Source organism: Actinoplanes missouriensis 431, assembly GCF_000284295.1.
Classification (GTDB): domain Bacteria; phylum Actinomycetota; class Actinomycetes; order Mycobacteriales; family Micromonosporaceae; genus Actinoplanes; species Actinoplanes missouriensis.
This window is the reverse complement of the sequence record NC_017093.1, coordinates 8,648,364-8,670,114: the sequence shown is the minus strand read 5'-3', so window position 1 is coordinate 8,670,114 and position 21,751 is coordinate 8,648,364. Positions and strand designations below refer to the sequence as shown.

At 69.3% G+C, this 21,751-nt stretch carries 22 protein-coding genes and 1 tRNA gene; 11 read left to right on the top strand and 12 right to left on the bottom strand.

The window, feature by feature from the left end; all coding sequences use genetic code 11:
• Nucleotides 1-126 precede the first annotated feature (126 nt).
• The 4 genes from AMIS_RS39635 to AMIS_RS39620 form a co-directional block, all read right to left on the bottom strand.
• A complete protein-coding gene (locus AMIS_RS39635; RefSeq protein ID WP_014448126.1) occupies nucleotides 127-864 on the bottom strand; it encodes a LytR/AlgR family response regulator transcription factor in 738 nt (245 codons plus the stop codon).
• The gene (locus AMIS_RS39630) at nucleotides 861-2,066 is read right to left on the bottom strand and encodes a sensor histidine kinase (protein WP_014448125.1); all 1,206 of its coding nucleotides are present in this window, start codon (nucleotides 2,064-2,066) and stop codon (nucleotides 861-863) included. Before AMIS_RS39630 ends, AMIS_RS39635 begins: the two co-directional genes overlap by 4 nt.
• Before the next feature lie 70 nt (nucleotides 2,067-2,136).
• A complete protein-coding gene (locus AMIS_RS39625; RefSeq protein WP_014448124.1) occupies nucleotides 2,137-3,726 on the bottom strand; it encodes a sugar transferase in 1,590 nt (529 codons plus the stop codon).
• Nucleotides 3,727-3,903: 177 nt separating this feature from the next.
• Complete coding sequence (locus AMIS_RS39620) at nucleotides 3,904-4,764, bottom strand: Fpg/Nei family DNA glycosylase (protein WP_014448123.1); 861 nt, start codon at nucleotides 4,762-4,764, stop codon at nucleotides 3,904-3,906.
• A 24-nt stretch (nucleotides 4,765-4,788) separates the two neighbouring features.
• On the opposite strand from AMIS_RS39620, the gene AMIS_RS39615 reads away from it, so the two are divergent.
• Nucleotides 4,789-5,967: a glycosyltransferase family 4 protein gene (locus tag AMIS_RS39615; protein ID WP_014448122.1), complete on the top strand. Its 1,179-nt coding sequence runs from the start codon at nucleotides 4,789-4,791 to the stop codon at nucleotides 5,965-5,967.
• 31 nt (nucleotides 5,968-5,998) lie between these two features.
• Nucleotides 5,999-7,513: an arylsulfotransferase family protein gene (locus AMIS_RS39610; RefSeq protein WP_231859187.1), complete on the top strand. Its 1,515-nt coding sequence runs from the start codon at nucleotides 5,999-6,001 to the stop codon at nucleotides 7,511-7,513.
• 6 nt (nucleotides 7,514-7,519) lie between these two features.
• On the opposite strand, the gene AMIS_RS39605 is transcribed toward AMIS_RS39610, so the two are convergent.
• Genes AMIS_RS39605 through AMIS_RS39595 form a run of 3 tightly spaced genes read right to left on the bottom strand, consistent with a single transcriptional unit; the run spans nucleotide 7,520 to nucleotide 9,997 of the window.
• Nucleotides 7,520-8,242, bottom strand: a complete 723-nt coding sequence (locus AMIS_RS39605) for a CDP-alcohol phosphatidyltransferase family protein (RefSeq protein ID WP_014448120.1) — start codon at nucleotides 8,240-8,242, stop codon at nucleotides 7,520-7,522.
• Nucleotides 8,217-9,278, bottom strand: a complete 1,062-nt coding sequence (locus AMIS_RS39600) for an iron-containing alcohol dehydrogenase family protein (RefSeq protein WP_014448119.1) — start codon at nucleotides 9,276-9,278, stop codon at nucleotides 8,217-8,219. The genes AMIS_RS39605 and AMIS_RS39600 overlap by 26 nt, the downstream gene beginning before the upstream one ends.
• Complete coding sequence (locus tag AMIS_RS39595) at nucleotides 9,266-9,997, bottom strand: phosphocholine cytidylyltransferase family protein (protein WP_014448118.1); 732 nt, start codon at nucleotides 9,995-9,997, stop codon at nucleotides 9,266-9,268. Before AMIS_RS39595 ends, AMIS_RS39600 begins: the two co-directional genes overlap by 13 nt.
• Before the next feature lie 106 nt (nucleotides 9,998-10,103).
• Here AMIS_RS39595 and AMIS_RS39590 point away from each other — a divergent pair, with 106 nt between their 5' ends.
• The 3 genes from AMIS_RS39590 to eccB all read left to right on the top strand — a co-directional run bounded on the left by AMIS_RS39590 (nucleotide 10,104) and on the right by eccB (nucleotide 13,702).
• Nucleotides 10,104-11,198, top strand: a complete 1,095-nt coding sequence (locus tag AMIS_RS39590; RefSeq protein WP_014448117.1) for an aminotransferase-like domain-containing protein — start codon at nucleotides 10,104-10,106, stop codon at nucleotides 11,196-11,198.
• An 88-nt stretch (nucleotides 11,199-11,286) separates the two neighbouring features.
• On the top strand, nucleotides 11,287-12,414 hold the full coding sequence (locus AMIS_RS39585) for a magnesium and cobalt transport protein CorA (RefSeq protein WP_014448116.1): 1,128 nt from the start codon (nucleotides 11,287-11,289) through the stop codon (nucleotides 12,412-12,414).
• A gap of 37 nt (nucleotides 12,415-12,451) precedes the next feature.
• Nucleotides 12,452-13,702: a type VII secretion protein EccB gene (gene eccB / locus AMIS_RS39580; RefSeq protein ID WP_014448115.1), complete on the top strand. Its 1,251-nt coding sequence runs from the start codon at nucleotides 12,452-12,454 to the stop codon at nucleotides 13,700-13,702.
• 6 nt (nucleotides 13,703-13,708) lie between these two features.
• Here eccB and AMIS_RS39575 read toward each other — a convergent pair whose 3' ends face one another.
• On the bottom strand, nucleotides 13,709-14,296 hold the full coding sequence (locus AMIS_RS39575; protein ID WP_014448114.1) for a hypothetical protein: 588 nt from the start codon (nucleotides 14,294-14,296) through the stop codon (nucleotides 13,709-13,711).
• Nucleotides 14,297-14,482: 186 nt separating this feature from the next.
• On the opposite strand from AMIS_RS39575, the gene AMIS_RS39570 reads away from it, so the two are divergent.
• Together AMIS_RS39570 and AMIS_RS39565 are read left to right on the top strand one after the other, a co-directional pair.
• Complete coding sequence (locus AMIS_RS39570; RefSeq protein ID WP_014448113.1) at nucleotides 14,483-15,007, top strand: peptidylprolyl isomerase; 525 nt, start codon at nucleotides 14,483-14,485, stop codon at nucleotides 15,005-15,007.
• A 23-nt stretch (nucleotides 15,008-15,030) separates the two neighbouring features.
• The gene (locus AMIS_RS39565; protein ID WP_014448112.1) at nucleotides 15,031-15,936 is read left to right on the top strand and encodes a rhomboid family intramembrane serine protease; all 906 of its coding nucleotides are present in this window, start codon (nucleotides 15,031-15,033) and stop codon (nucleotides 15,934-15,936) included.
• 14 nt (nucleotides 15,937-15,950) lie between these two features.
• Here the strand turns inward: AMIS_RS39565 and AMIS_RS39560 are convergent, their stop codons facing one another.
• On the bottom strand, nucleotides 15,951-16,352 hold the full coding sequence (locus tag AMIS_RS39560) for a PH domain-containing protein (RefSeq protein ID WP_014448111.1): 402 nt from the start codon (nucleotides 16,350-16,352) through the stop codon (nucleotides 15,951-15,953).
• Nucleotides 16,353-16,544: 192 nt separating this feature from the next.
• On the opposite strand from AMIS_RS39560, the gene AMIS_RS39555 reads away from it, so the two are divergent.
• Nucleotides 16,545-16,949 carry a hypothetical protein gene (locus tag AMIS_RS39555; RefSeq protein ID WP_197537992.1) on the top strand — a complete coding sequence of 135 codons (405 nt, stop codon included), beginning with the start codon at nucleotides 16,545-16,547 and terminating at the stop codon, nucleotides 16,947-16,949.
• Between the two features lie 119 nt (nucleotides 16,950-17,068).
• Here AMIS_RS39555 and AMIS_RS39550 read toward each other — a convergent pair whose 3' ends face one another.
• Nucleotides 17,069-17,935: a transketolase family protein gene (locus AMIS_RS39550; protein ID WP_014448109.1), complete on the bottom strand. Its 867-nt coding sequence runs from the start codon at nucleotides 17,933-17,935 to the stop codon at nucleotides 17,069-17,071.
• A 4-nt stretch (nucleotides 17,936-17,939) separates the two neighbouring features.
• Nucleotides 17,940-18,620 carry a thiamine pyrophosphate-dependent enzyme gene (locus AMIS_RS39545; protein ID WP_014448108.1) on the bottom strand — a complete coding sequence of 227 codons (681 nt, stop codon included), beginning with the start codon at nucleotides 18,618-18,620 and terminating at the stop codon, nucleotides 17,940-17,942.
• Between the two features lie 55 nt (nucleotides 18,621-18,675).
• Between AMIS_RS39545 and soxR the strand changes: the two genes are divergently transcribed.
• Nucleotides 18,676-19,119: a redox-sensitive transcriptional activator SoxR gene (soxR, locus tag AMIS_RS39540; RefSeq protein WP_014448107.1), complete on the top strand. Its 444-nt coding sequence runs from the start codon at nucleotides 18,676-18,678 to the stop codon at nucleotides 19,117-19,119.
• A gap of 598 nt (nucleotides 19,120-19,717) precedes the next feature.
• Here soxR and AMIS_RS39535 read toward each other — a convergent pair.
• Nucleotides 19,718-19,802, bottom strand: a tRNA-Ser gene (locus AMIS_RS39535).
• Nucleotides 19,803-19,869: 67 nt separating this feature from the next.
• On the opposite strand from AMIS_RS39535, the gene AMIS_RS39530 reads away from it, so the two are divergent.
• Together AMIS_RS39530 and AMIS_RS39525 are read left to right on the top strand one after the other, a co-directional pair.
• Nucleotides 19,870-20,832 carry an NAD(P)H-quinone oxidoreductase gene (locus AMIS_RS39530; RefSeq protein ID WP_014448106.1) on the top strand — a complete coding sequence of 321 codons (963 nt, stop codon included), beginning with the start codon at nucleotides 19,870-19,872 and terminating at the stop codon, nucleotides 20,830-20,832.
• Between the two features lie 140 nt (nucleotides 20,833-20,972).
• Nucleotides 20,973-21,563 (top strand): DUF4352 domain-containing protein, encoded by a 591-nt coding sequence (locus AMIS_RS39525; protein WP_014448105.1) that lies wholly within the window; start codon nucleotides 20,973-20,975, stop codon nucleotides 21,561-21,563.
• The last annotated feature ends 188 nt before the right edge of the window (nucleotides 21,564-21,751 follow it).

The window sequence follows — 21,751 nt, the reverse complement described above, 5'->3', positions numbered from 1 at the left end:
TGCCGGGGAGAGGGCGCGGTGGACTTGTGAACGATCTGTGGAGACGATCCGAGACTTAAGAAAACCGGCTTCAGCCTGTGGATAACCCTGTGGGAAAAGCTGTGAGGCTGTGGACAACCGTGTGGATTAGCGGGTCCAGTCGTGTTTCGCGGCGCGGATCAGCCGGTCCTTCAGCTCGCGGGTGTGGCGGCGGCTGACCGGGAGTTCGACGCCGTAGACGGACACGACATATCCGGAATTGGTGAGGCGAAGCTCGGTGACCAGCCGGAGTTGAACCAGGTAGGAGCGATGGATGCGGACAAAACCGGCATTCGCCCACCGCTCGGCCAGGGTGGCCAGCGATACCCGTACCAAATGGGATGTCTCTCCGGTGTGCAGCCGGGCGTAGTCACCCTGCGCCTCCACCCACCGCACCGCCGACCGGGGCAGCATCCGCGTGGTGCCGGCCAGCTCGACCGGAATCGCCGGCTCGTCCGGAGGCAGCGGCGGCGCCGTGGTCGCCCGCAGACCGGCCACCCGGCGCAGCGACTCGGCCAGACGCTCGGCACGCACCGGCTTACGCACATAGTCGGTGACACCCAGATCGAACGCGTCGACCGCGCCGTCGTCGTAGGCGGTCACGAAGACGATCGCCGGTGGCTGCGCGAACCGGCGCAGGATCCGGGCCAGCTCCATACCGTCCAGGCCGGGCATCCGGATGTCCAGGAACACCGCGTCCACCTCGGTGTCCCGCAGCACCCGCAACGCCTCGGTCGCGTCGCCCGCGCGGTGCACGTGCGCCACCCGGCCGTCCGCGTTCAACAGGTACGCCAGCTCGTCCAGCGCCGGGGGCTCGTCGTCGACGGCCAGGACCACGAGGCTCATGCCCTGACCTCGGGATGGAACTTCGGCACCCGCATGCTCACTCTCGTACCCGCGCCCGGAGCGGTCTCCACCACCAGGCCGTTGTGGTCGCCGAACACCGATCGCAGCCGCTCGTCCACATTCACCAGACCGACGTGCTGGCCGTCCTCTTCCTCGTTTCTGTGGGGGAAGTGCCGCTCCGTGAAAACCGCCGGGTCCATGCCGACGCCGTCGTCCTCCACCGTGATGTGGCACTCCGCGCCGGCGTCACGAGCTTCGATGCTCACCATACCGACGCCCGGCTTGCGGGACAGTCCGTGCCGTACAGCGTTCTCCACCAGCGGCTGCAGGCAGAGGAACGGCAGGCCGACCGGCAACACCTCCGGCGCGATCTGCAGCCGCACCTGCAGCCGGTCACCGAACCGGGCCCGCTCGATCGTCAGGTACCTGTCGATCGACCGCAGCTCCTCGGCCAGCGTCGTGAACTCGCCGTGCGCGCGGAACGAGTACCTGGTGAACTCGGCGAACTCCAGGATCAGCTCGCGCGCCCGCTCCGGGTCGGTGCGCACGAACGAGGCGATCGCGGTCAGCGCGTTGTAGATGAAATGCGGGCTGATCTGCGCGCGCAGGGCCCGGACCTCGGCCCGCGCCAGCCGCTCCCGCGACGACTCCAGCTCCGCGAGCGCCAGCTGTGAACCGGCCCACCGCGCGGCCTCCAGCGTCGCCTGCACCAGCCCCGGCGCCGGCTGATCGTCGGCCACCGCCACCAGCGCGGCCTCCGCGGTCCCGTCGGGCCCGGCCAGCGGCGCGATCACCGCCCCGCGCACCACACAGTCCACCCGATCACACGGCAGATCAGACCCATTGAGTACGACGGATCGCTGCGTCCCGGTGGCTCGGCGGGCGGCGGCCGTCAGCTGTTCCTCGTGGTGCGATCCCCGGCCGTCGTAGCCCAGGCATTGTTGTCCGTCAGTGATCGCCATCCCCACCGCGCCGACGAGCGTGCGCAGGTGGCGGACCGCCTTCCCGGCACTCGCGGGGGTGAGCCCGGCCCGCAGCGGCTCGGCGGCGAGGGCAGCGGTGTGCAGGACGTCGTAGGTGGCGCGCTGCATGGCGGTGGCGATACTCCGCCGGGCACGCAGCCGCAGGGCGCCGGCGACGGCGGCAGCAAGCGCGATGAGCACGGCAAGGACCGAGACCACACTTCCGACCTGTCCCGCCACGGGTCAGATACTGGCGCGTCCAGCGCTCAAACACCATGCCCCACCCGCGCCGCTGCGGCTTTGGTGGGGGTCAGTAGGCGCCCTTGCGCTTCAGGACCACGAAGATGGTGCGCCAGAGGATGCTCAGGTCGTAGGTCAGGGACCAGTTGTCCACGTAGTACAGGTCCAGCCGAACCGCCTCGTCCCAGCTCAGGTCGGAGCGGCCGGAGACCTGCCAGAGGCCGGTGATGCCGGGGCGGACCAGGAGGCGGCGGCGGACGTCGCCCAGGTAGTCGCCGTCGTCCGCGGGGAGCGGGCGGGGGCCGACCAGGGACATCTCGCCCTTCAGGACGTTGATCAGCTGAGGGAGCTCGTCGAGTGAGGTGGCGCGCAGTTTCTGACCGAACGCGAAGATGCGAGGGTCGTGCTTCATCTTGAAGAGCATGCCGTCGGACTCGTTGAGCTCTTCGAGGGTGGCCTTGCGCTCCTCGGCGTCGACATACATCGTCCGGAACTTCCAGACCCGGAAGGTACGGCCGTCGTGGCCGACCCGGGTCTGCCGGAAGAAGACCGGGCCGGGGTCGGAGAGGCGGATGCCGATCGCGATGATCGCCAGGATCGGGCTGATCAGCAGCAGGCCGAGGGCGGCGGCGGACCTGTCCATCAGGTTCTTGATCAGCCAGCCGGGGCCGGAGAGGGTCGGCTCCTCGACGTGCAGCAGCGGCAGGCCCTCGATCGGGCGGATGTGCACGCGGGGGCCGGCGATGTCGGTGAGCTGCGGGGCGACCACCAGGTCGACGCCGGTGCCCTCCAGCTGCCAGGCCAGACGGCGCAGCTCGCCGGGCTCGGCGCTGGCCGAGCCGCAGACCGCGATCGTGTCGGCGCCGACCTCGCGGACCAGCGACAGCACGTCACGACCGGCGTAGACCGGGACGGGGGTCTCGATGCCGCGGGCCGCCGCGTACCCATCGGTCAGGTGGATGGCGACCGGGATCAGGCCGGCGGCCGGGCTGCGCGTGACGGCCGTGTAGACCTCGAGCGCCTCCGGCAGCGTGCCGACCAGGATCATCCGATGCGCGCCGTGGCCGGTGCTGCGGCGGGCGAAGTGCAGGAACTGCCGGGCGCCGACGCGGGACAGCAGGATGAAGACGAGCGCGCTCAGCGACACCGTGGCGACCGTGCCACGCGACAGGTCGGTCTTGGTGGCGAACGCGAGCAGGGACACGCTGGCCACGACCGTGACCGAGGTGCGGACGACCCGCTTGAACTCTTCACTGCCCAGACCGAGGTAGCGCCGGTCGTAGGTGCCGTTGATCCAGAGCAGGAGGAGCCAGCCGAGGGGCAGCACCACGTACGCGAAGAAGTTGAACAGCTCGATGCCGTCGAAGAGTCCCCAGGAGCGGTTGATGAAACCGCTCTTCGACTTCTCCAGGAACGCGTCGGCGATGTAGCTCGCCACCAGCGTGGAGATCAGGTCGAGGAGGATCAGGGCGGCGGTGTAGGGCCGGTGCCAGCGGGACAGGCGGCGTTTCTGCCGGGTCCACGCGGATCGGGGTACGCCGTTGCTCGGCGGCGGCTGTTGCTGCCACTCGAAGCTGTCGTACCCCACGGGCTGGCTCCGGCTGCTGTCGGTTGTTGGGCGATGCAGGCTAGTCGTCACTTCGCCTACGTCCTCCCGCATCCGGAAAAAGATTACGCACCGCCACGACCTTTGGATCGTCGGCGGGTCCGCCGATACCCGTTCGCGTCATAACGGTTGCCAGGGACCGGGCCACTATACCGATGGATCGGCCGGAGAGAAGGTGACGTTGTGGCAGCAATCGCGGTATGCACCCTCCGTGACCAAGTGGTGGCAGTTTCACCGCATCAGCTTGGACATGCGGCGATCCGCGAGAGGTTTGCCGCCGGTCTGGCACGTCGGGCAGTACTGCAGGCTCTTGTCCGCGAACGACACCTCACGCACCGTGTCGCCGCAGGCCGGGCAGGGCAGGCCGGTACGGGCGTGCACCCGCATCCCGGCGCGTTTCTCCCCCTTGAGCTCGGCCGCTTTCTGCCCGACCGAGCGCTCGACCGCGTCGGTCTCCACCTCACGCATCGCTTCGTACAACGAGGTGATCTGGTCGTCGGTGAGCTTCCCGGTGAGGGCAAAAGGTGACATTTTAGCCGCGTGCAGGATCTCGTCCGAGTAGGCGTTGCCGATTCCGGCCAGCACCTCCTGGCTGGTCAGCACGCCTTTGATCTGGCCGTTCTGAGCGCGGAGCCGGTCGGCGAACTCGTCGCGCGAGACAGCCAGCGCGTCCGGGCCCAGCCTCGCCACGCCGGGGACCTCGGACGGGTCGCGGACCAGATATGCCGCGAGTGATTTCTGGGTGCCGGCCTCGGTCAGGTCGAACCCCGAGCCGTCGTCCAGCCGGACCCGGATCGCGATCGGGCCGCTGCCCGGTTTCAGCGGGGCCGGGGACTTGAAGGAGTCCCGGTAGTGCAGCCAGCCGGCGCGGGCCAGGTGCACGACGAGATGGATCTCCGGACCGATGCCGACGTCGAGGAACTTGCCGTGCCGGCCGGCGCTCGTGATCGGCAGGTCTTTCACGGCGGAGGGCGCTGGATCGTACGTCTTCAGCGCGCTGAACGAGGCGACTTCGAAACGGTCCACGGTGTGGCCGACGGCGCGCTCACGCAGGTATGCCGCGAGCGCCTCGACCTCGGGGAGTTCGGGCACAGTCTCACGGTAGCGTTTCGCGCCATGAAGGTGGTGGTAGCGCACAACCGGTACCGCGAGGCGATCCCGTCCGGTGAGAACGTCATCGTGGACACGGAGATCGGCCAGCTGCGGGAGGCCGGCATTGACGTGGTGCCGTTTCAGCGGAGTTCGGACTCGATCGGGAAGATGCCGGGCGCTCAGAAGGCGCTACTACCGATTTATCCAATATATGGGGTTTCCGCGCAGAAAGATCTCGCATCTTTACTGAAATCCGAAAAACCGGATGTGCTGCACCTGCACAACCCCTACCCGCTGCTCTCGCCCTGGGTGATCCGGACGGCGCACGCCCACAACGTGCCGGTCGTACAGACCGTGCACAACTATCGGCAGGTCTGCTCCTCCGGCCTCTACTTCCGGGACGGCCACAACTGCCAGGACTGCCGGGGCAAGCTGCTCGGCTGGCCGGCGATCAAGCACCGCTGCTACCGCGGATCCGCCGCGCAGAGCGCGATCATGGCGACCACCCTGGCGGTGCATCGGCCGACGTGGCACTCGGTGGACCGGTACATCGCGCTCACCGACAAGATCGCCGCGCACCTGGTCGACTACGGGGTGGCGCCCGAGCGCATCGTGATCAAGCCGAACGGGCTGCCGGACCCGGGTACGCCCGCGCCGCTCGGTGACGGATTCCTCTACGGCGCCCGGCTCTCCCCCGAGAAGGGCCTCGGGCTGCTGCTGGACGCCTGGCGACGGCACCCGGACGGGTCCCTCGGGGTGCTGCGGATCGCCGGGGACGGCGAGTTGCGGCCGCTCGCCGAGCAGGCTGCCGCCGAGCGGTCGGACGTGCTCTACCTGGGACCGCTCGACCGGGCCGGGATGATCGCGGCCCGCACCGTCTCGGCCGTGGTGATCGCGGCGCCCACCTGGGAGGACGTGCTGCCGACGGTGATCCTGGAGGCGATGTCGTCGGGCCGGGCGGTGCTCGGGACCGCGGTCGGCGGCATCCCGTACATGGTGGGTGAGGGCGCCGGATCCGCCGGTTGGCTCGCCGAGCCGGACCCGGCCGCGCTGGCCGCCGTGCTCCCGGCGGCCCGGGCCGGGGCACCGGCGGCTGCCGTCGCCGCTCGCGAGCGGTACCTGCGGCACTTCCACCCCGACGTGCTCACCAAGCGGCTCATCGAGATCTACGCGGACATGAATTCACAGGGTTCATTGAGGTAGATCTTCGGTCCGGCCGGGAACCGCCTCCGGCGTGACCATTTCTCGGCGCACTCTGATCCTGGGCTCGGCGGCTGCAGCGGTGGCGGCCGGTGGAGGTGGCTACCTCGCCGGCCGGTCGTCCGCGCCCGCCACGACGGCGCAGCCGGGCACATCGCCGGCGCCCGCGGCGCCGGCGGCCCAGTATCGCTCCCGCCCCGACCTCGACGCCCTCCCCGACGTCACGATCACCACGCCGGCGTCGAAGCCGTCCGGTGAGTTCGTCTTCCTGACCCCGTTCGCCGGGTCCGCGCTGCGCGGGCCGCTGATCGTCGACGAGCAGGGCTCGCCGGTCTGGTTCCGGAAGGTGCCCGACCCGGCGACCGTGGCGATCGACTTCAAGCCGCAGACCTACCGGGGCAAGCCCGTGCTGACCTGGTGGGAGGGGACGATCGGCGGCACCGGCGGGCAGGGCGTCGGCCAGGGCGAGTTCGTCGTCGCCGATCAGGCGTACCGGGAGATCACCCGGATCAGGGCGACCGGCACCGAGCAGGCCGACCAGCACGATCTGGTGCTCACCGACCGCGGGACGGCGCTGTTCTGGGTGTACGACCCGGTGGCGTACGACCTGACGGCGCTCGGCGGACCGGCCGACGGGGTGCTGCACGACGGCGTGCTCCAGGAGGTCGACGTGGCGACCGGCCGGAAGGTCTTCGAGTGGCGTGCCAGGGATCACATCGGCGTCGCCGAGTCGTATGCCCCGCTGCCCCAGGGCGACTCGTCCCACCTCCCCTACGACTACCTGCATCCGAACTCGGTCAGCCTGGACGCCGACGGGCACCTGCTCCTCTCCGCGCGGCACACCTGGGCGGTCTACAAGGTGCACCGGCGCACCGGCGAGGTGCTCTGGCGGATCGGCGGCAAGAAGTCCGGCTTCCAGGTCGACGAGAGGTCGGCGTTCTCCTGGCAGCACGACTTCCAGCGGCGGCGGGACGGCAGCTACAGCGTCTTCGACAACGGCGCCGGGATCACCGTCGAGAAGGAGTACTCGCGCGGCCTGGTGTTCCGGGTCGACGAGAAGGCCGAAGCCGTCACGTTCGTGGCTGAGTACGTGCACCCGGACCGGATCTCCGCACCGACGCAGGGCAACTTCCGGGAACTCGCCGACGGCGGGTCGTTCGTGGGGTGGGGGCAGCAGCCGCACTTCACCGAGCACGACGCGGACGGCCGGGTGCGGCTGGCCGGGCACCTTCCGGGCGACAACCAGTCGTATCGGGCGTACAAGGCACGGTGGGCCGCGGCCGCGCAGGATCAGCCGGCGCTGGGTCTGCGGGTCGAGGGTGGCAACACGATCGTCAGCGCGAGCTGGAACGGGCACACCGGGGTACGGCGGTGGCGGGCGCGGGCCGGCGGGCAGCCGGGGAGGCTGGCCGCGTCGGCGGAGGCGGATCGGGCCGGTTTCGAGACGTCGTTCCCGGTGGCCGGGATTCCGGAGTACGTGGTGGCGGAGGCGCTGGACGAGACCGGTCAGGTGCTCGGCTCGTCCAGCGCTATTCCGGTACGGGTCTGAGCAGTCTCAGCCGCGCAGCGCCGCCCGGCCGGTGAACGCGATGCTCGCGGCCAGGAACCCGCCGTTGATCAGGGTGAACAGCGCCACGAACCACACGGTCCACTGTGGCGCCACGGTCAGCACGACGCCGGCCAGCGTCACCACCGCGCCGTAGTCGCGGATCAGCTTGACCGCCCGGACCGGCAGCGACTGGCTGGTCACCATGCTCGTCGCCTTGTCGCTGGTCTGCATCACCGAGGTGACCAGGTTGACCATCCAGGTGGCGGCGAACGCGGCGAGCAGCCACGCCGGCGTCTCCGGCTCCTGCGCCTTCGCCGTCGCGGCCAGCGCCGCCACGAGCGACGACTGCACCGCGACGTCGCAGAGCACGTCGAGGCGGGCGCCGGCCGGGCTGGACTGGCCGGTCACCCGGGCCAGCTGGCCGTCGGAGCAGTCGAACGCGTACGCCAGCTGCCAGCCGATCAGCGCGAGCAGGCCGACCGGCGCCGCCGGGAAGCCGTCCGCCACCGGCCCGGCCGCCACGATCACCGCGAACGAGATGAGGCAGCCCAGGCCGAGGTTGAACACGGTCAGGACGGTCGGCGACAGGTGGTGCCGGTGCGCCCGCACCGCGATCTGCGCGCCGATCCGCTGACTGACCGCCTCGCTGAAGAGGCCGCCGCCCCGGTTCGCGGCGTAGTAGTCGGCGGCGGTCGGCGGGGCCTCAGCGGGCCGCGACGGCGTCGTCATATTCAGCCAGCTTCCGGTGGATCTCCTCGGGAGTCATCGCGAGGTGCTCCAGGATCGTGTATCGGTCCGGACGGGTTCGCGGCGCGAACTCGATCACCTTGACGAATTGGTCGGCGTTCAGCCCGACGTCGGACGGGGTGCGCGGCAGCTGGTGGCGTTCCAGGCAGTCGGCCATCTGGGCGAACCGCCGCTCGTCCCCGCGCAGGAACGTGCAGAACAGCGCACCCAAGCCGGCCAGCTCGCCGTGCGAGGCGGTGTCCGGGAAGAGCGAGTCGGTGGCGTGGATGATCTCGTGACAGCCCCCGCTGCACGGCCGGCTGCTGCCGCTGACCGCCATCGCCAGACCGCTGGAGATCAGCGCCTCGGCCAGCACCGTGACGAACGCGTCGTCAGCCATGTCGCCGGGCATGTTGAGGATCGCCTCGGCGCCCATCCGGGAGAGCGAGGCGGCGATGCCGTCGACCGGCTCGCCGCGGACCTGGCGACCCAGCTCCCAGTCGGCGAGCGCGCTGATGTTGCTGATCACGTCACCGATGCCGGCCCGGTTGACCAGGTCCGGCCCGTTCTCCACGAAGTCCAGGTCGACGATCACGCCGAACGGGATGTGCACCCCGTACGACCCCTTGATGCCGTCGTTGACCAGGCTGGCGACCGGCGAGGCGATGCCGTCGTTGGCGAGACTCGTCGCCACCGACACCATCGGCAGGCCCCAGCGGCTCGCCGCGTACTTCGCGGTGTCGACGGTCTTGCCGCCGCCGATGCCGACGACCGCGTCGTAGTTGCCGGAGCGCAGCTTGTCGGCGAGCTCGAGCGCGGCGTCGAGCGTGCCGCCACTCGTCACGTAGATGCCGGCCGAGGCCAGCGACGGGCGCAGCAGGTCGACGATCTGCTCGCCGATGCCCGGGCCGACCACCACCGCGACGTCACCGCCGGAGGAGATGCGGCCATCGGCAAGAATCTTGCCGAGGTCCGCGACCGCGCCCCGCCGCACCTCGATGTGCAGCGGGGTCTGGACGCTACGGGCTAGTAGCGGCATGCGATGTCCCGCGCCTTCGCGAGGTCGTCGTGGTTGTCGACCTCGACCCAGGGCAGGTCGCCGATCGACGCGGCACGGACCTCGCCGCCACGGTCGGCGTAGACCTGGAAGCCGTCCTCGTAGTACTGGTCGGGGTTGGCCTCCCAGGTGGCCTTGAGCGCGTCGGCCAGCTTGCCGGCCGCGGACGCCTCGATGATGTTGGCGCCGATGTATTCGCCGTAGGCCTCGGACGGCTCCATCAGCTTCGTAATCTTGGTGAGCTGTCCATCTTCATTGAAGACGGTCTTCATCTCCTCGTCGGCCAGCTTCTTCACCGTGTCAACAGCGAGAAGGATGCTCGGGCCGCGGTTCGCGAGCAGCGTGTGCTCCACGCTCACCGGGTGGACGGTGTCACCGTTCACCATGAGCGCGCCCTGGGCGAAGTGGTCCCGGGCCAGCCACAGGGAGTAGGCGTTGTTCCACTCCTCGGCCTTGTCGTTGTGGACCAGGGAGATCTTGACGCCGTACTTCTGCTGGAAGCCCTCGACACGCGCCTCGACCGCCTCGGCGCGGTAGCCGACCACGATCGTCACATCGGTCAGCCCCGCCGCCGCCAGGTTGCGCAGCGAGATGTCCATGATCGTGGTTTCCCCGTCAACCGGGACCAGCGCCTTCGGCAGCGTGTCCGTGTACGGGCGCAGCCTGCGCCCAGCGCCGGCGGCGAGTACCAAACCGATCATGGGGTGGTTCCTTCCAAATAAAGGTATGAAGGTGCCCAGCGAGGATAGCCGCACTCGCAAGGACCACCCAGAAAATGGTATAGACCCAGCTTCTAAGCTGGGGGTCATGACCGCTGAGCAGCTGATCTCCTTTGCCCGTGGCGCTCCGTCGCTGGACATCGTCGACGTGGAGGGCCTGAAGGCCGCCGCCACCCGTGCTTTCGACGCCGACCCGGCCGGGGTGACCGCCTACGGCACGTCCGTCGGTTACCTCCCGCTGCGGAAGTGGATCGCCGACAAGCACAACGTCTCGCCGGACCAGGTCATCGTGACGAACGGCTCGCTGCAGGCGGACGCGTTCCTCTTCGGCCACCTGGTGCAGCCCGGCGACGACGTGGTCGTGGAGAAGCCGACCTACGACCGGACCCTGCTCAACCTGCAGAACCTCGGCGCCAAGGTGCACCAGGTGACGCTGCGGGAGGACGGCATCGACATCGACGAGCTGCGCGGTCTGCTCGAGTCCGGTGTCCGCCCGAAGCTGGCACACATCATCCCGAACTACCAGAACCCGGCCGGCCTCACGCTGTCGCTGGAGAAGCGGCAGGCGCTGCTCGCCCTCGCCGCTCAGTACGAGTTCATCATCTTCGAGGACGACCCGTACGTGGACATCCGGTTCCGCGGCGAGCCGCTCCCGTCGATGCTCTCCATGGACAGCGACAACACCGTCGTGCACGCCTCCAGCTTCACCAAGACGGTCTGCCCCGGCGTCCGGGTGGGTTACCTCGTCGGCCCGGCCGCGCTGATCGACGCGATCGCGAAGAAGGCGACGAACCTCTACATCTCCCCGGGCATGGTCTCCGAGGCGATCGTGCACCAGTTCTGCGTCTCCGGTGACATCGAGAAGTCGGTGCGCACGGTCAGCGCCGCGCTCGGCGAGCGGGCCAAGGTCCTGGCCGAGTCGATCCGCAAGCACATCCCGGGCGCGACGTTCACCGAGCCGGACGGCGGTTACTTCCTCTGGGTCGACCTGCCCTCCGACGTCGACGTGGACAAGCTCTTCCCGGCGGCCATGAAGAAGGGCGTCGCGGTCGTCAAGGGCAGTGACTTCCTGCTCGAGGGCGGCAAGCACTCGCTGCGCCTGGCGTACTCCGCGGTCACCGTCGACCAGATCGACGAGGGTGTCCGGCGGATCGCCGAGGCGATCGAAGAGGTACGAGGCTGAGGTCACCGCGCCGGTCCGTGCAGTTGACGGACCGGCGCGAAACTCACCAGGTAGCCTCCATGGGTTTGGCGCTCCGGGGGAGGTTGGTATGACCGAGCGGGAAACTGGTGCTTGGACTCGTGGCCGGCCTCTCGGCAAGCTGTGGGCCGACCGGATGCGGGCGATCAACCCGTTCGTCAACAACGGGGATCACGCCGATCACGCCGCCCGGCGGGGCTCGCACACCGCGGTGGTGGACTGCGGCGTCTACGTGAGCGGCACGCGTCTGCCGGGTGAGTTCACCCCGGACCAGGCGCTGATCGAGGCGTCCCGGCGCGACGGTTTCGTCTGGCTGGGCCTGCATCAGCCGTCCGAGCAGGAGATGGCGGCGATCGCCCGGACGTACGGGCTGCACGAGCTGGCCGTGGAGGACGCGGTCAAGGCGGAGCAGCGGCCCAAGCTGGAGCAGTTCGGCGCGGTGCACTTCCTGGTGCTGCGGACCGCCCGTTACGTGCCGCACCAGGAGCTCACCGAGAGCTCGCAGGTGGTCGAGACCGGCCAGATGATGGTCTTCATCGGCGATCGCTTCGTGATCACCGTGCGGCACGGCGACGCGTCCGAGATGGCGCCGGTCCGGGCCGACCTGGAGGCCCAGCGCGCCGCCCTGCTGGAGCAGGGCCCCTGGGCGGTGGCGTACGCGGTGACCGACCGCGTGGTCGACAACTACCTCGAGGTCGCCGACCAGGTGGAAGCCGACCTGGACATCATCGAGGAGGGTGTCTTCTCCCGCGAGCGGACCGCCCCGATCCAGCAGATCTACCAGCTGAAGCGGGAACTCGTGGAGTTCCGTCGTGCGGTGGTGCCGCTGCAGCGCCCGCTCTCCGCGATCACCGCGAGCCACGGCGTCGTGCCGAAGGAGATCCGCCGGTACTTCCGGGACGTCCAGGACCACCTGACCCGCACGGTCGAGCAGGTGTCCTCCTATGACGACCTGCTCAACTCGATCCTGCAGGCACGGCTCGCCCAGGTGACGGTCGACCAGAACAACGACATGCGCAAGATCGCGGCGTGGGCCGGTATCGCCACGGTCTGGACCGCGTTCGCCGGCATCTACGGCATGAACTTCGAGTACATGCCGGAGCTGGGCTGGAAGTACGGCTACCCCGGCCTGGTCGCGATCCTTTCGGTGATCACCGTGCTGCTCTACCGCGCGTTCCGCCGCAACGGCTGGCTCTAGAGCTTCCGGAACAGCGGGGCCCGGCGATAATCGATGGGTGCATGAGCTGGACTCGCATCGGTTCGCCGTGCAACGGGTGGTCGCCGCGGTGGTCACGCACGATCCGGACCCGCCGCGCCCGCCGCTGCGCCGGGGCACTCTGACCGCCCTGGCCGGCGTGCTCGTCGCTGCCCTCGCGCTGGGCGCCACCGCGGCGTACGGGCTGTTCACCGGCAACGCCTGGACGGATGCGACCGATCCGGACGCGATCCTGCAGGAGCGGGTCACCGGCGCGCGATATGTCTTCCTGCCCGCCGACGGCCGCCTGCATCCGGTGCTCAACTACACCTCGGGCCTGCTGCTGACCCGCGGTGACCGGCCGCGGTTGCGGACCGTGCGTGCCGAGAAGCTGGCGGAGGTGCCGCTGGGTGAGCCGCTGGGCATCCCGGGCGCGCCTGACTCGCTCCCGGCCGCCGCGGACCTGCTGACCGGGCAGTGGTCGGTCTGCGTGGCCGGAACGGAGACGACGCTGCTGGTGGGCTCGCCGCCGACCGGTGGCAGCGAACCGGACGGTCTGCTGGTGCGGGACGGCTCAGGCCGTACCCAATTGATTGCCGGAGGCCGGCGCTTCGCCCTGCCGGACCGTGCGCAGCGAGCGTTGGGCTGGTTCGGGGAACGGCCGTGGCCGGTCCCGGCGGCCTGGACCGACGCCGTACCGCCCGGCCCCGAGATCGCACCTCCGGTGATCTCCGACACAGGAGCACTGTCGGTGATTGCCGGGCGTCCGGTCGGCCAGGTGCTGACCGACGGTAATCAGTTCGCGGTAGTGCTGCGGGACGGCATCGCGCCGCTGACCCCCGTGCAGGCGCGTCTGCTGGGTTCCGCGGTCACGATCGGCGCGGAGTTCCGCAGCCTGCCGGCGTCCGCCCGGCGCCTGCCCCCGGACCGTCTCCCGCCGCGAATTCCCCGGCTCAGCGCCGGTCCATCAAGCGCGTGCGTCACCCTGGCGGGCGACAATTCACATGCCGGGGTACGGGTTGACGCGACGTTCCCGAGAGGCGTGCGACCGGCCGGCCCGTCGCCTGTCGACCGCGTGCACGTGGGCCGTGGCCGGGGCGCGCTCGTCTCCCCGGCCGGTGACACGGTGCATCTGGTCACCGACGCCGGGATGCGGTTCGAGTTGGCCGGCCGGGAGTTGCTGGGCCGCCTCGGGTATCCGAAAGTGCCGCCCCTGCGAGTGCCGGAGCGGCTCGTCCGTTACCTGCCGGCTGGGCCGGCCCTGGATCCGATCCGGGCCGGCCGAGCCTGACGGCTGTTACCGGGGGTCCTGCTTCGTCGGGTCGCTGACGGTGCCGTTCGCGATGGGGGAACCAGTCGCGGTGGTGGTGCCGGTCGCCGTGGTGTACACGACGGGCTCCACCGGCTCGAACGCGGCATCGTCCGCGCCGACCGGCCGCGAGGTCGCAGCCGGCTCGTACTCGTCCCACTGGGACTCACGGCGACGACGGGCCACGTAAGCGGCGCCGAGGCCGACCGCGGTGCCGAGCAGCGCGTAACCGGCCAGCTTGCCCTTGCGGCCCTTCTGCCGGCCGGTGGCCTTCTCGGCCTTCTTCTGCAGCTTCGCGGCCTGCTTCTGCTGGGCCTTGATCTGCTTCTTGGACTGCTTCTTCGTCGTCTTGCCGGCCTGCCGGACGTTGTCCGTGGCCGCCGCCACCAGCGGAGTCAGCGCGGCCAGAGCGCTGTCCCAGCTGTCCGTCGCGGCGTCCTTGGCCTTGCTCGCGGCCGGCTGGACCCGGTCCTTGGCAGCGTTGATCTTCGGTGCGACAGTCGCGCTCGTCTCGTGCGCGGCGATCGTCGCGGCGCGCTTGAAGTGATCCACGCTCTGGCCGAGCTCGTTGCGCATCCGTGCCTTCCGGCTCCTACGACGCAATGTTGCGAACACCAGTGCCCACCTCCTGTGTCGGTCCCCGGGTAGTGCTTGTCCCAGGCAATGTTGCCTCTTCCGGTACCCCCTCGCCGCCGGATCCACGACATGGGGGAGGATCCGAATTGCACGAGAACAGTCCCATCACCGCAGACGGGAGTACCCGTGGCCGAGAACATTTACGCCACCCTGCACACGAATCACGGTGCGATCCGCCTCCAGCTCTTCCCGGATCACGCCCCGGCGACCGTCCGCAACTTCGTGGAACTGGCCGAGGGCACCAAGGAGTACAAGGACCCGCGGACCGGTCAGCCGGGCAGCGGCCCGTACTACGACGGCACCATCTCGCACCGGGTCATCGCCGGCTTCATGATCCAGCTGGGTGACCCGACCGGCACCGGGCGCGGCGGCCCGGGCTTCCAGTTCGGCGACGAGTTCCACCCGGAGCTCAGCTTCGACCGTCCGTACCTGCTCGCCATGGCGAACGCCGGCCCGGGCACGAACGGCTCGCAGTTCTTCATCACGGTCGCCCCGACCCCGCACCTGAACCGCCGGCACACGATCTTCGGTCAGGTCGCCGACGAGCAGTCCGCGAAGGTCGTGGACTCGATCGCGAACACCCCCACCGGCCCGGGCGACCGGCCGCGTGAGGACGTCGTGATCGAGCGTGTGGAGATCGAGCGTTCCTGACAGCTCAAGGTACCTTTGGTGCCATGAGTGAGGCGCCTTCGACGGTTCCGATGTGCTACCGCCATCCGTCGCGGGAGACGCTCATCACGTGCAGCAGGTGTGAGCGTCCGATCTGCACCAGCTGCATGAACGACGCGTCCGTCGGCCACCAGTGCCCGGACTGCGTCAAAGAGGGACGTCGCAACCAGCGGCCGGCACGCACCGCCTTCGGCGGGAGCCGTGCCGGCCAGCTCGGTTACGCGACGACCGCGATCATCGTGATCAACTCGCTGGTCATGGTCGCGTCCGCGGTCCTCGGCGGCCCCCGGGCGATCTTCGGCTCGGGCAGCTGGGGGCTGCTCGGCTCCGGCACCTCGCTGACCGACTGGGGTGAGGTGCTCGGCCTCGCGCTCTATCCGAGCGGTGAGCTGCACGGCATCGCCAACGGCGAGTGGTACCGACTGTTCACCGGCATGTTCCTGCACTACGGCGTGCTCCACCTGCTGCTCAACATGATGCTGGTGGCGCAGCTCGGCCGTTATCTGGAGGCGCAGCTCGGCCCGGCGCGGTTCGTCGCGCTCTACCTGATCGCCGGTGTCGGCGGCAACGTGGCGGCCTACCTCTTCCAGGCGCCCAACCAGCCGTCGGCGGGCGCGTCCACGGCGACGTTCGGCCTGGTCATCGCCGCCATCGTGCTCAACAGGCGGACCGGCCGGGACTCCAGTCAGCTGGTTCCGCTGCTGGTGATCAACCTGATCTTCACGTTCACCATCCCGGGCATCTCGATCGCCGGGCACCTGGGCGGTCTGGTGGCGGGGGCGCTCGCGTGTGCCGCGCTCGTCTACGCCAACCAGCCGAACCGCACGATGAAACAGGTGATCGGCTGCGCGGTCCTGGTGGCCGTGCTGGTGGTGGCCGCCGTCGTGCGGACCCAGAGCATCCTCGGTTAGCGGCGCATCCCCGGTCAGCTTCGGAGGTCGGCCAGCTGGGTCACCACGTCCTCCGGGAGGGCGCCCAGGTCGTTCGCGCTGTAGAGGTAGAGGGCGTCACCCGCGTCGATCTCCAGCATCTCGCTGCGCAGGCCTCGGCGGGAGCGGCTGTCCACCCGTACCCTCTCAATCGCCGACCAGGGCAGATGCCGGCGGCGGGCGACGCCGGTGACCACCGTGACGCCGTCCGTGTCCGCCGCCAGGCGGACCGGAATCAGAAGATCACGCAGTGCCCAGCCGGTGGCGCCGACCGCGAGCGCGCCGGCCAGGACCCAGCGCAGCGGGTCCCCCTCGGCGAACGCGGCGGCGAGCACCAGTGCGGCGACCGCACCCATCAGCTTCGTGACCGGGAGAACCGGTTTGACGCGCCATTCCACGCGACAACTATGTCAGCGCTTCGCTGCGAATGACCTGCACCACATTTGCTGAGCGACTGTAATTCAATATTCAACGGGGCTCGCCGACTACTCATCCGTTCATCCGGCGTTAAAGAACACATGGACGTGTTCGCCAGTACGTTCCACCAAGCCGCCGACGCCGGATCGGCCAGCCCGGCCGCGAATCGGCACATGACAATGTTCCGCAGGTGCGTCGACCAGGATGACGCCGCCGTTATGGTGGCCCGGTGCGCACGGCCCGGCGCGCCGCTCTCCGGCGATTACTACCTGCTGCTGACTCAGCGCCGTCTCGTGGTGACCCAGGAGACGCGGGCGCTGCACCGGCAGCGGCTGCACCTGAACGCCTACCTGCGCCATCTGAACAACGTGACGTGGCGGCTCGACCTGTCCAAGCCGGGCATCGAACTGGCCGCCACGGCTGTGGACGGGGTGCGGGAGCGGTTCCGGCTGCGGCTGGCCGACACGGAGACCGTGTGGCGGGTTGAGGAGCTGCTCCGCCAGGTGTTTCATGGTCGGCCGGCTGTGGTGGCTGCTCCGGCTCGGCGTGCGCCGATGGGCGCGCCTGTGCTCGCCTGAGGCCGCCATCCGGCCTTTCCGTAGCGGCCTTTCCGCAACCGGCCTTTCCGTGGCCGGTCTTTCCTCAGCGGGCCTTTCCGTGGCCGGCCTTTCCTCAGCCGGCATCCGAATCGTCGCTTTCAGGTTCCGAGGAACTCGGTGATGGAGTGGCGGAGACCGGCCGGATCCAGGCCCTGCGTCCGGGCGTGATCACGCCAGCTGCCGTACCGCCGGACCTCGGCGCTGCCCGGCCCGAGGTGCAACGCCCGATGCGGCCGGCCGCGCAGCGCATCGCTGACGACTTTGGCCGACGTCCCCGCCAGATAAGGCTCGACGACCACTATTTCATCATTTATCAGTGCATTGAGGTTATCAGCGTCGAGCGGCCGGGGCGTGTTCACATAAAAAACCGTCACGCCCAGCCCTTGGACGGCCTCCAGCACCGGATCCAACATCGGCCCGACCGCGACGACGAGGGGCCCGCCCTCCCGCTTGAGCACGCTGCCGTTGGTGTACGCCCGCCGGTTCTCCTGCACCGACAGCCGCACATAGACCCGGCCGTCGTGCCGCGCCGCCGCCCGCAGCAGTTCCGGCACCTCGTCGCGATGCCCCGGCACGTGCACGGTCCACCCGTCCAGCGTGTCGAGCAGTGCCACGTCACCCGGTGACTGATGGGTGTACCCCTCGGCGGCCGCGTCGTAGGACGCTCCGATGCTCACCAGCACCGCCCCGGTGTCCTGGTGCCCGAAGTCCAGCTTGATCTGCTCATAGGCCCGGTCCACCAGGAACGGCGCGTACGAGTGCAGGAACGGCCGCATCCCGGTGAGCGCCAGCCCACCGCCGACGCCGGCCATCAGCTGCTCCCGGATGCCGACGTTGAACGCCCGGTCGGGGTGCCGCCGGATCACCGGCGCGAACGCGTCCCCGGAGATGTCCGCGATCACCAGAGCGGTACGCGGGTCCTCGTCGAGGATGTCCGTGGTGGTGGCGACGAACGTGTCACGCATGATCTCAACCCCGCTTCGACTCGACGGTGGCGACGACCAGGTGCGGCCGTCCGGTCCGGTGGCGCAGTGCCCGCTCTATCTGATCGTGGTCGCGCCCGTCGACGACGTCGGCGCTCCAGCCGGGGAACCGGTGCGGGATCCCGCCCGGCCATCCGTACGTGGACGACTGGTTGTCGATGACGACCGTGGTGAGCGGCAGCGCGATCGCGGCCGCGTACGCGATCGCCTCGTGGTTCGACCCCTCGTCCAGCTCCGCGTCGCCGACCAGCACGAACGTCCGTGCCCGGTCGAAGCCCTGGGCTCGCAGGCCCAGCGCGGTGCCGACGGCCAGTCCCAGGCCGTGCCCGAGCGACCCGGTGCCGACCTCGACGCCGGGGATCAGCATCCGGTCCGGGTGGTGTCCGAGCGGGCTCTCCCAGCTGCCGAGACTGTCCAGCCACTCCTCGGGGATGAACCCCTTGGCGGCCAGCACGGCGTAGTAGGCGGCCGGGCCGTGCCCCTTCGAGAGCAGGAACCGGTCGCGGTCCGGTTCATCGACGGTTCCCGGTGTGATTCGCAGCACTCGGTCGTAGAGCACCCAGAGCACGTCCAGAGTGGAGTGGGCGCTCGGCGCGTGTTTCGCGTCGCCGGTGATCCGGCTCAGAAGCGAGTGCAGCGGACTGGTAGGTGCGCTGAGAGCGTTCATGTGTCTAGGCTGCAAGTTGAAGTTCACTTCAGCTCAAGGTTTGCAGGGAGCCCGGATGGAATCGCTCACCATCGGCGAGTTGGCCGCCCGCAGCGGTGTCGCCCAGTCCGCGCTGCGCTTCTACGAGCGCGAAGGGCTGATCCACGCCAGCCGCACCGGCGGCAACCAGCGGCGATACGACCGTGCCGAGTTGCGGCGGGTGGCCTTCATCAAGATCGCTCAGCAGGTCGGGGTGTCGCTGGAGGAGATCCGCGAGGCGCTGGCGTCGCTTCCCGAGAACCGCACGCCGACGAAGGGGGATTGGTCCCGTTTGTCGGCTCGGTGGCGGCATCGGCTGGAGGAGCGGATCAGTGTCCTGGAGCGGCTGCGGGACCAGTTGACCGGCTGCATCGGGTGCGGGTGCCTGTCACTGCAGCGCTGCAAGCTGGTCAATCCGAGTGACCGGCTTGCGGGCCGGGGAGCGGGTCCGCAGATGGTGCTCAACCCGCCGGGCGATTGAAACCCTTCCCCGGGTACGGGTCGGAGCGCGTCCCGTTGGCCGGCGGGCGGATGAGGGCACACGCAGCGTCATCGTGAGCCTTGGTCGACGCTATAGCCGGGATCAGGTCGCACGCAGGGCATCGGTGTGCTCTTGTCCATGCTGAGACGAGTTTCGTGTGCTCGCGGCGCTGTCCGGGGTCACCGTGTGCCCGCGTCGCGGTGCACGGCGGGCGGGTCACCGTGTGTTCGTGACGGCGTTGGGGGTCACCGTGTGCTCGCGTCGCGGCGCACGGTGGGTGGGGTCATTGTGTGTTCGTGACGGCGTTGGGGGTCACCGTGTGTCCGTGTCGCGGTGTATGGCGGGCGGGGTCATTGTGTGGTCGTGACGGGGCTGGGGGTCACCGTGGGCTTGCGTCGCAGTCGACTGGTGAGCTCGGGGCCGCCTCCCGCGACTTGCAACTGGTGACTATTTCTGCGTTCGGGACGGCCTGCGCTTGACCATGCACCGGTAGCCGGCGGCCGCGCAGCGGCCCGGAGTGGGCAGACGGCCGCGCGGACTCCACGGGACGGGCTCGGTGCGGTTGGGGGCGGCTGTTACGCGTACCCGGAAAGAAGTGCGGAGGATGTGGGATTCGAACCCACGAAGAGTTTCCCCTTACCGGTTTTCAAGACCGGCGCCATCGGCCACTAGGCGAATCCTCCCGTGATGCTGCTCCAGTTTGCCACCCGCCCGGGTTTCTTGTCGTACCGGTGGGGCAGAGTCGGCCGTATGCAGGCGATTGTGATCGAGGACAAGCAGCTGGTGTGGGCCGAGGTGCCGGATCCGGAGCCAGGTGACGGCGAGGTGGTCGTGGATGTCACGGCCAGCGCAGTCAACCGGGCGGACGTGTTGCAGCGGCAGGGGTTTTATCCGCCGCCGCCGGGCGCTTCGGACTATCCGGGCCTGGAGTGTTCCGGGGTGATCAGCGCGGTGGGGCCGGGTGTGGACGGGCATCACGTCGGCGAGCGTGTGTGTGCGCTGCTGGCCGGCGGGGGTTATGCGGAGAAGGTGGCGGTTCCCGCGGGGCAGTTGCTGCCGGTTCCGGCCGGGTTGTCGCTGGTGGAGGCGGCGACGCTGCCCGAGGTGGCGTGCACGGTGTGGTCCAACGTGGTGGACCGGGACAGGCTGCGCACCGACGAGACGCTGCTGGTGCACGGCGGCGGCAGCGGGATCGGCACGTTCGCGATCCAGCTGGGTGTGGCGCTCGGTGCGACGGTGCTTGTCACGGCGCGGGCGGAGAAGCACGAGCGGTTGCTGGCGCTGGGCGCGTCGCTTGCGGTCGACTACAAGACCCAGGATTTCGTACGGGAGGTGCTCGCCTTCACCGATGGCCGCGGCGCTGATGTGATCCTCGACATCGTCGGCGCGAAATACCTGGCTCGCAACATCGAGTCGCTGGCGCCGAACGGCCGGATCACGGTGATCGGGATGCAGGGCGGCAGCAAGGCCGAGCTCGACCTCGGTGCCCTGATGGCGAAACGGGGACGTGTCTCGTCGACCTCGTTGCGTGCCCGGCCGACGGCGGACAAGGCGCGGATCGTGGCGGGCGTGCGGGATCAGGTGTGGCCGCTGGTGGCCGCCGGCCTGATCAAGCCGATCATCAACAGCACGTTCCCGCTGGCGGAGGCGGCTGAGGCTCATCGGCTGATGGAGTCCAGCGACCATCTCGGAAAGATCGTGCTCACCCGTTAGAGGGAATAATCGCGGAGGTATATGCCCGATAAAGTCGGATATGCGGCGAGTCGCGGCCTTGTTTCGCTGTGTCGAACCCAGCATGGACGGACAGCGCGTCCGTCGGGCGCGGCTGTGGAGCCGACCACTGGGGGAATTCCGTGACGTACGCACCGCACCGCTCTGCGCCTGCCCGCGCCGTCGAGGACTACGACGGGCTGGATCCCGGTGCGGCCGCTCTGCGGGCGAAGCTGTGGATCGCCGGTGGAATCGTCGCGGTGGTCGCGCTCGTCACCTTCGGCGTGTGGGCGGTCGTGACGGCGGAGGGCCGTCCCGTCGTGGTCGCCACCGCCGCACCCGGTGGCACGGTGGCGGGTCACTTCGCATTCGCGGTGAACGGTGTCCGCTGCGGCCTGGAATCGGTCGGCCCGGAAGGGTTGGAACAGCGGGCGTCGGGCCATTTCTGTCTGCTCGACGTAACGGTGAAGAACGACGGCAGCGAACCGGAGCTCTTCGACAGCGGCGCGCAGCGGGCGTACGACGCGGACGGCGTAGCCTACGCCCCGGCGGAGCAGGCCGCCGTGTTTCTCAACGATCGCTATCCGACCCTGCTGAACGAAATCCTCCCGGGTGAGACGGTGACCGGGGTGCTCGCCTTCGACGTGCCGTCCGACGTCGAGCTGGTCGAACTCTCCGTGCAGGGTGCGCAGTCCACACCGGGCGTACGCATCACCCTCCCACCGGCCGGGTGACCGCAGCGCGTTTATCTTTGGCGAGATCGGGGGGATCAATTAGCTGAATCCTGCCCCGGCTCATTCGATGTTGTGTTGGCATGGTCCACGGAATACGCATGGTTGTCCGGGTTCCCATTGCCCACCTTCGACGGAGCGTTCGACGGAGGCAAAAGCGCGGTTAAGCATCATCGGTCGCGCTGTGGATG

What these genes read in the sequence shown, in the direction of transcription:
- AMIS_RS39550 (WP_014448109.1), bottom strand. Translation starts at nt 17,935, where the DNA reads ATGCGTGACACGTTCGTCGCCACCACCACGGACATCCTCGACGAGGAC.
- AMIS_RS39590 (WP_014448117.1), top strand. Translation starts at nt 10,104, where the DNA reads ATGACCGCTGAGCAGCTGATCTCCTTTGCCCGTGGCGCTCCGTCGCTG.
- AMIS_RS39585 (WP_014448116.1), top strand. Translation starts at nt 11,287, where the DNA reads ATGACCGAGCGGGAAACTGGTGCTTGGACTCGTGGCCGGCCTCTCGGC.
- AMIS_RS39530 (WP_014448106.1), top strand. Translation starts at nt 19,870, where the DNA reads ATGCAGGCGATTGTGATCGAGGACAAGCAGCTGGTGTGGGCCGAGGTG.
- AMIS_RS39595 (WP_014448118.1), bottom strand. Translation starts at nt 9,997, where the DNA reads ATGATCGGTTTGGTACTCGCCGCCGGCGCTGGGCGCAGGCTGCGCCCG.
- AMIS_RS39605 (WP_014448120.1), bottom strand. Translation starts at nt 8,242, where the DNA reads ATGACGACGCCGTCGCGGCCCGCTGAGGCCCCGCCGACCGCCGCCGAC.
- AMIS_RS39635 (WP_014448126.1), bottom strand. Translation starts at nt 864, where the DNA reads ATGAGCCTCGTGGTCCTGGCCGTCGACGACGAGCCCCCGGCGCTGGAC.
- AMIS_RS39600 (WP_014448119.1), bottom strand. Translation starts at nt 9,278, where the DNA reads ATGCCGCTACTAGCCCGTAGCGTCCAGACCCCGCTGCACATCGAGGTG.
- AMIS_RS39625 (WP_014448124.1), bottom strand. Translation starts at nt 3,726, where the DNA reads ATGCGGGAGGACGTAGGCGAAGTGACGACTAGCCTGCATCGCCCAACA.
- AMIS_RS39545 (WP_014448108.1), bottom strand. Translation starts at nt 18,620, where the DNA reads ATGAACGCTCTCAGCGCACCTACCAGTCCGCTGCACTCGCTTCTGAGC.
- AMIS_RS39555 (WP_197537992.1), top strand. Translation starts at nt 16,545, where the DNA reads ATGACAATGTTCCGCAGGTGCGTCGACCAGGATGACGCCGCCGTTATG.
- AMIS_RS39565 (WP_014448112.1), top strand. Translation starts at nt 15,031, where the DNA reads ATGAGTGAGGCGCCTTCGACGGTTCCGATGTGCTACCGCCATCCGTCG.
- AMIS_RS39575 (WP_014448114.1), bottom strand. Translation starts at nt 14,296, where the DNA reads ATGCGCAACGAGCTCGGCCAGAGCGTGGATCACTTCAAGCGCGCCGCG.
- AMIS_RS39615 (WP_014448122.1), top strand. Translation starts at nt 4,789, where the DNA reads ATGAAGGTGGTGGTAGCGCACAACCGGTACCGCGAGGCGATCCCGTCC.
- soxR (WP_014448107.1), top strand. Translation starts at nt 18,676, where the DNA reads ATGGAATCGCTCACCATCGGCGAGTTGGCCGCCCGCAGCGGTGTCGCC.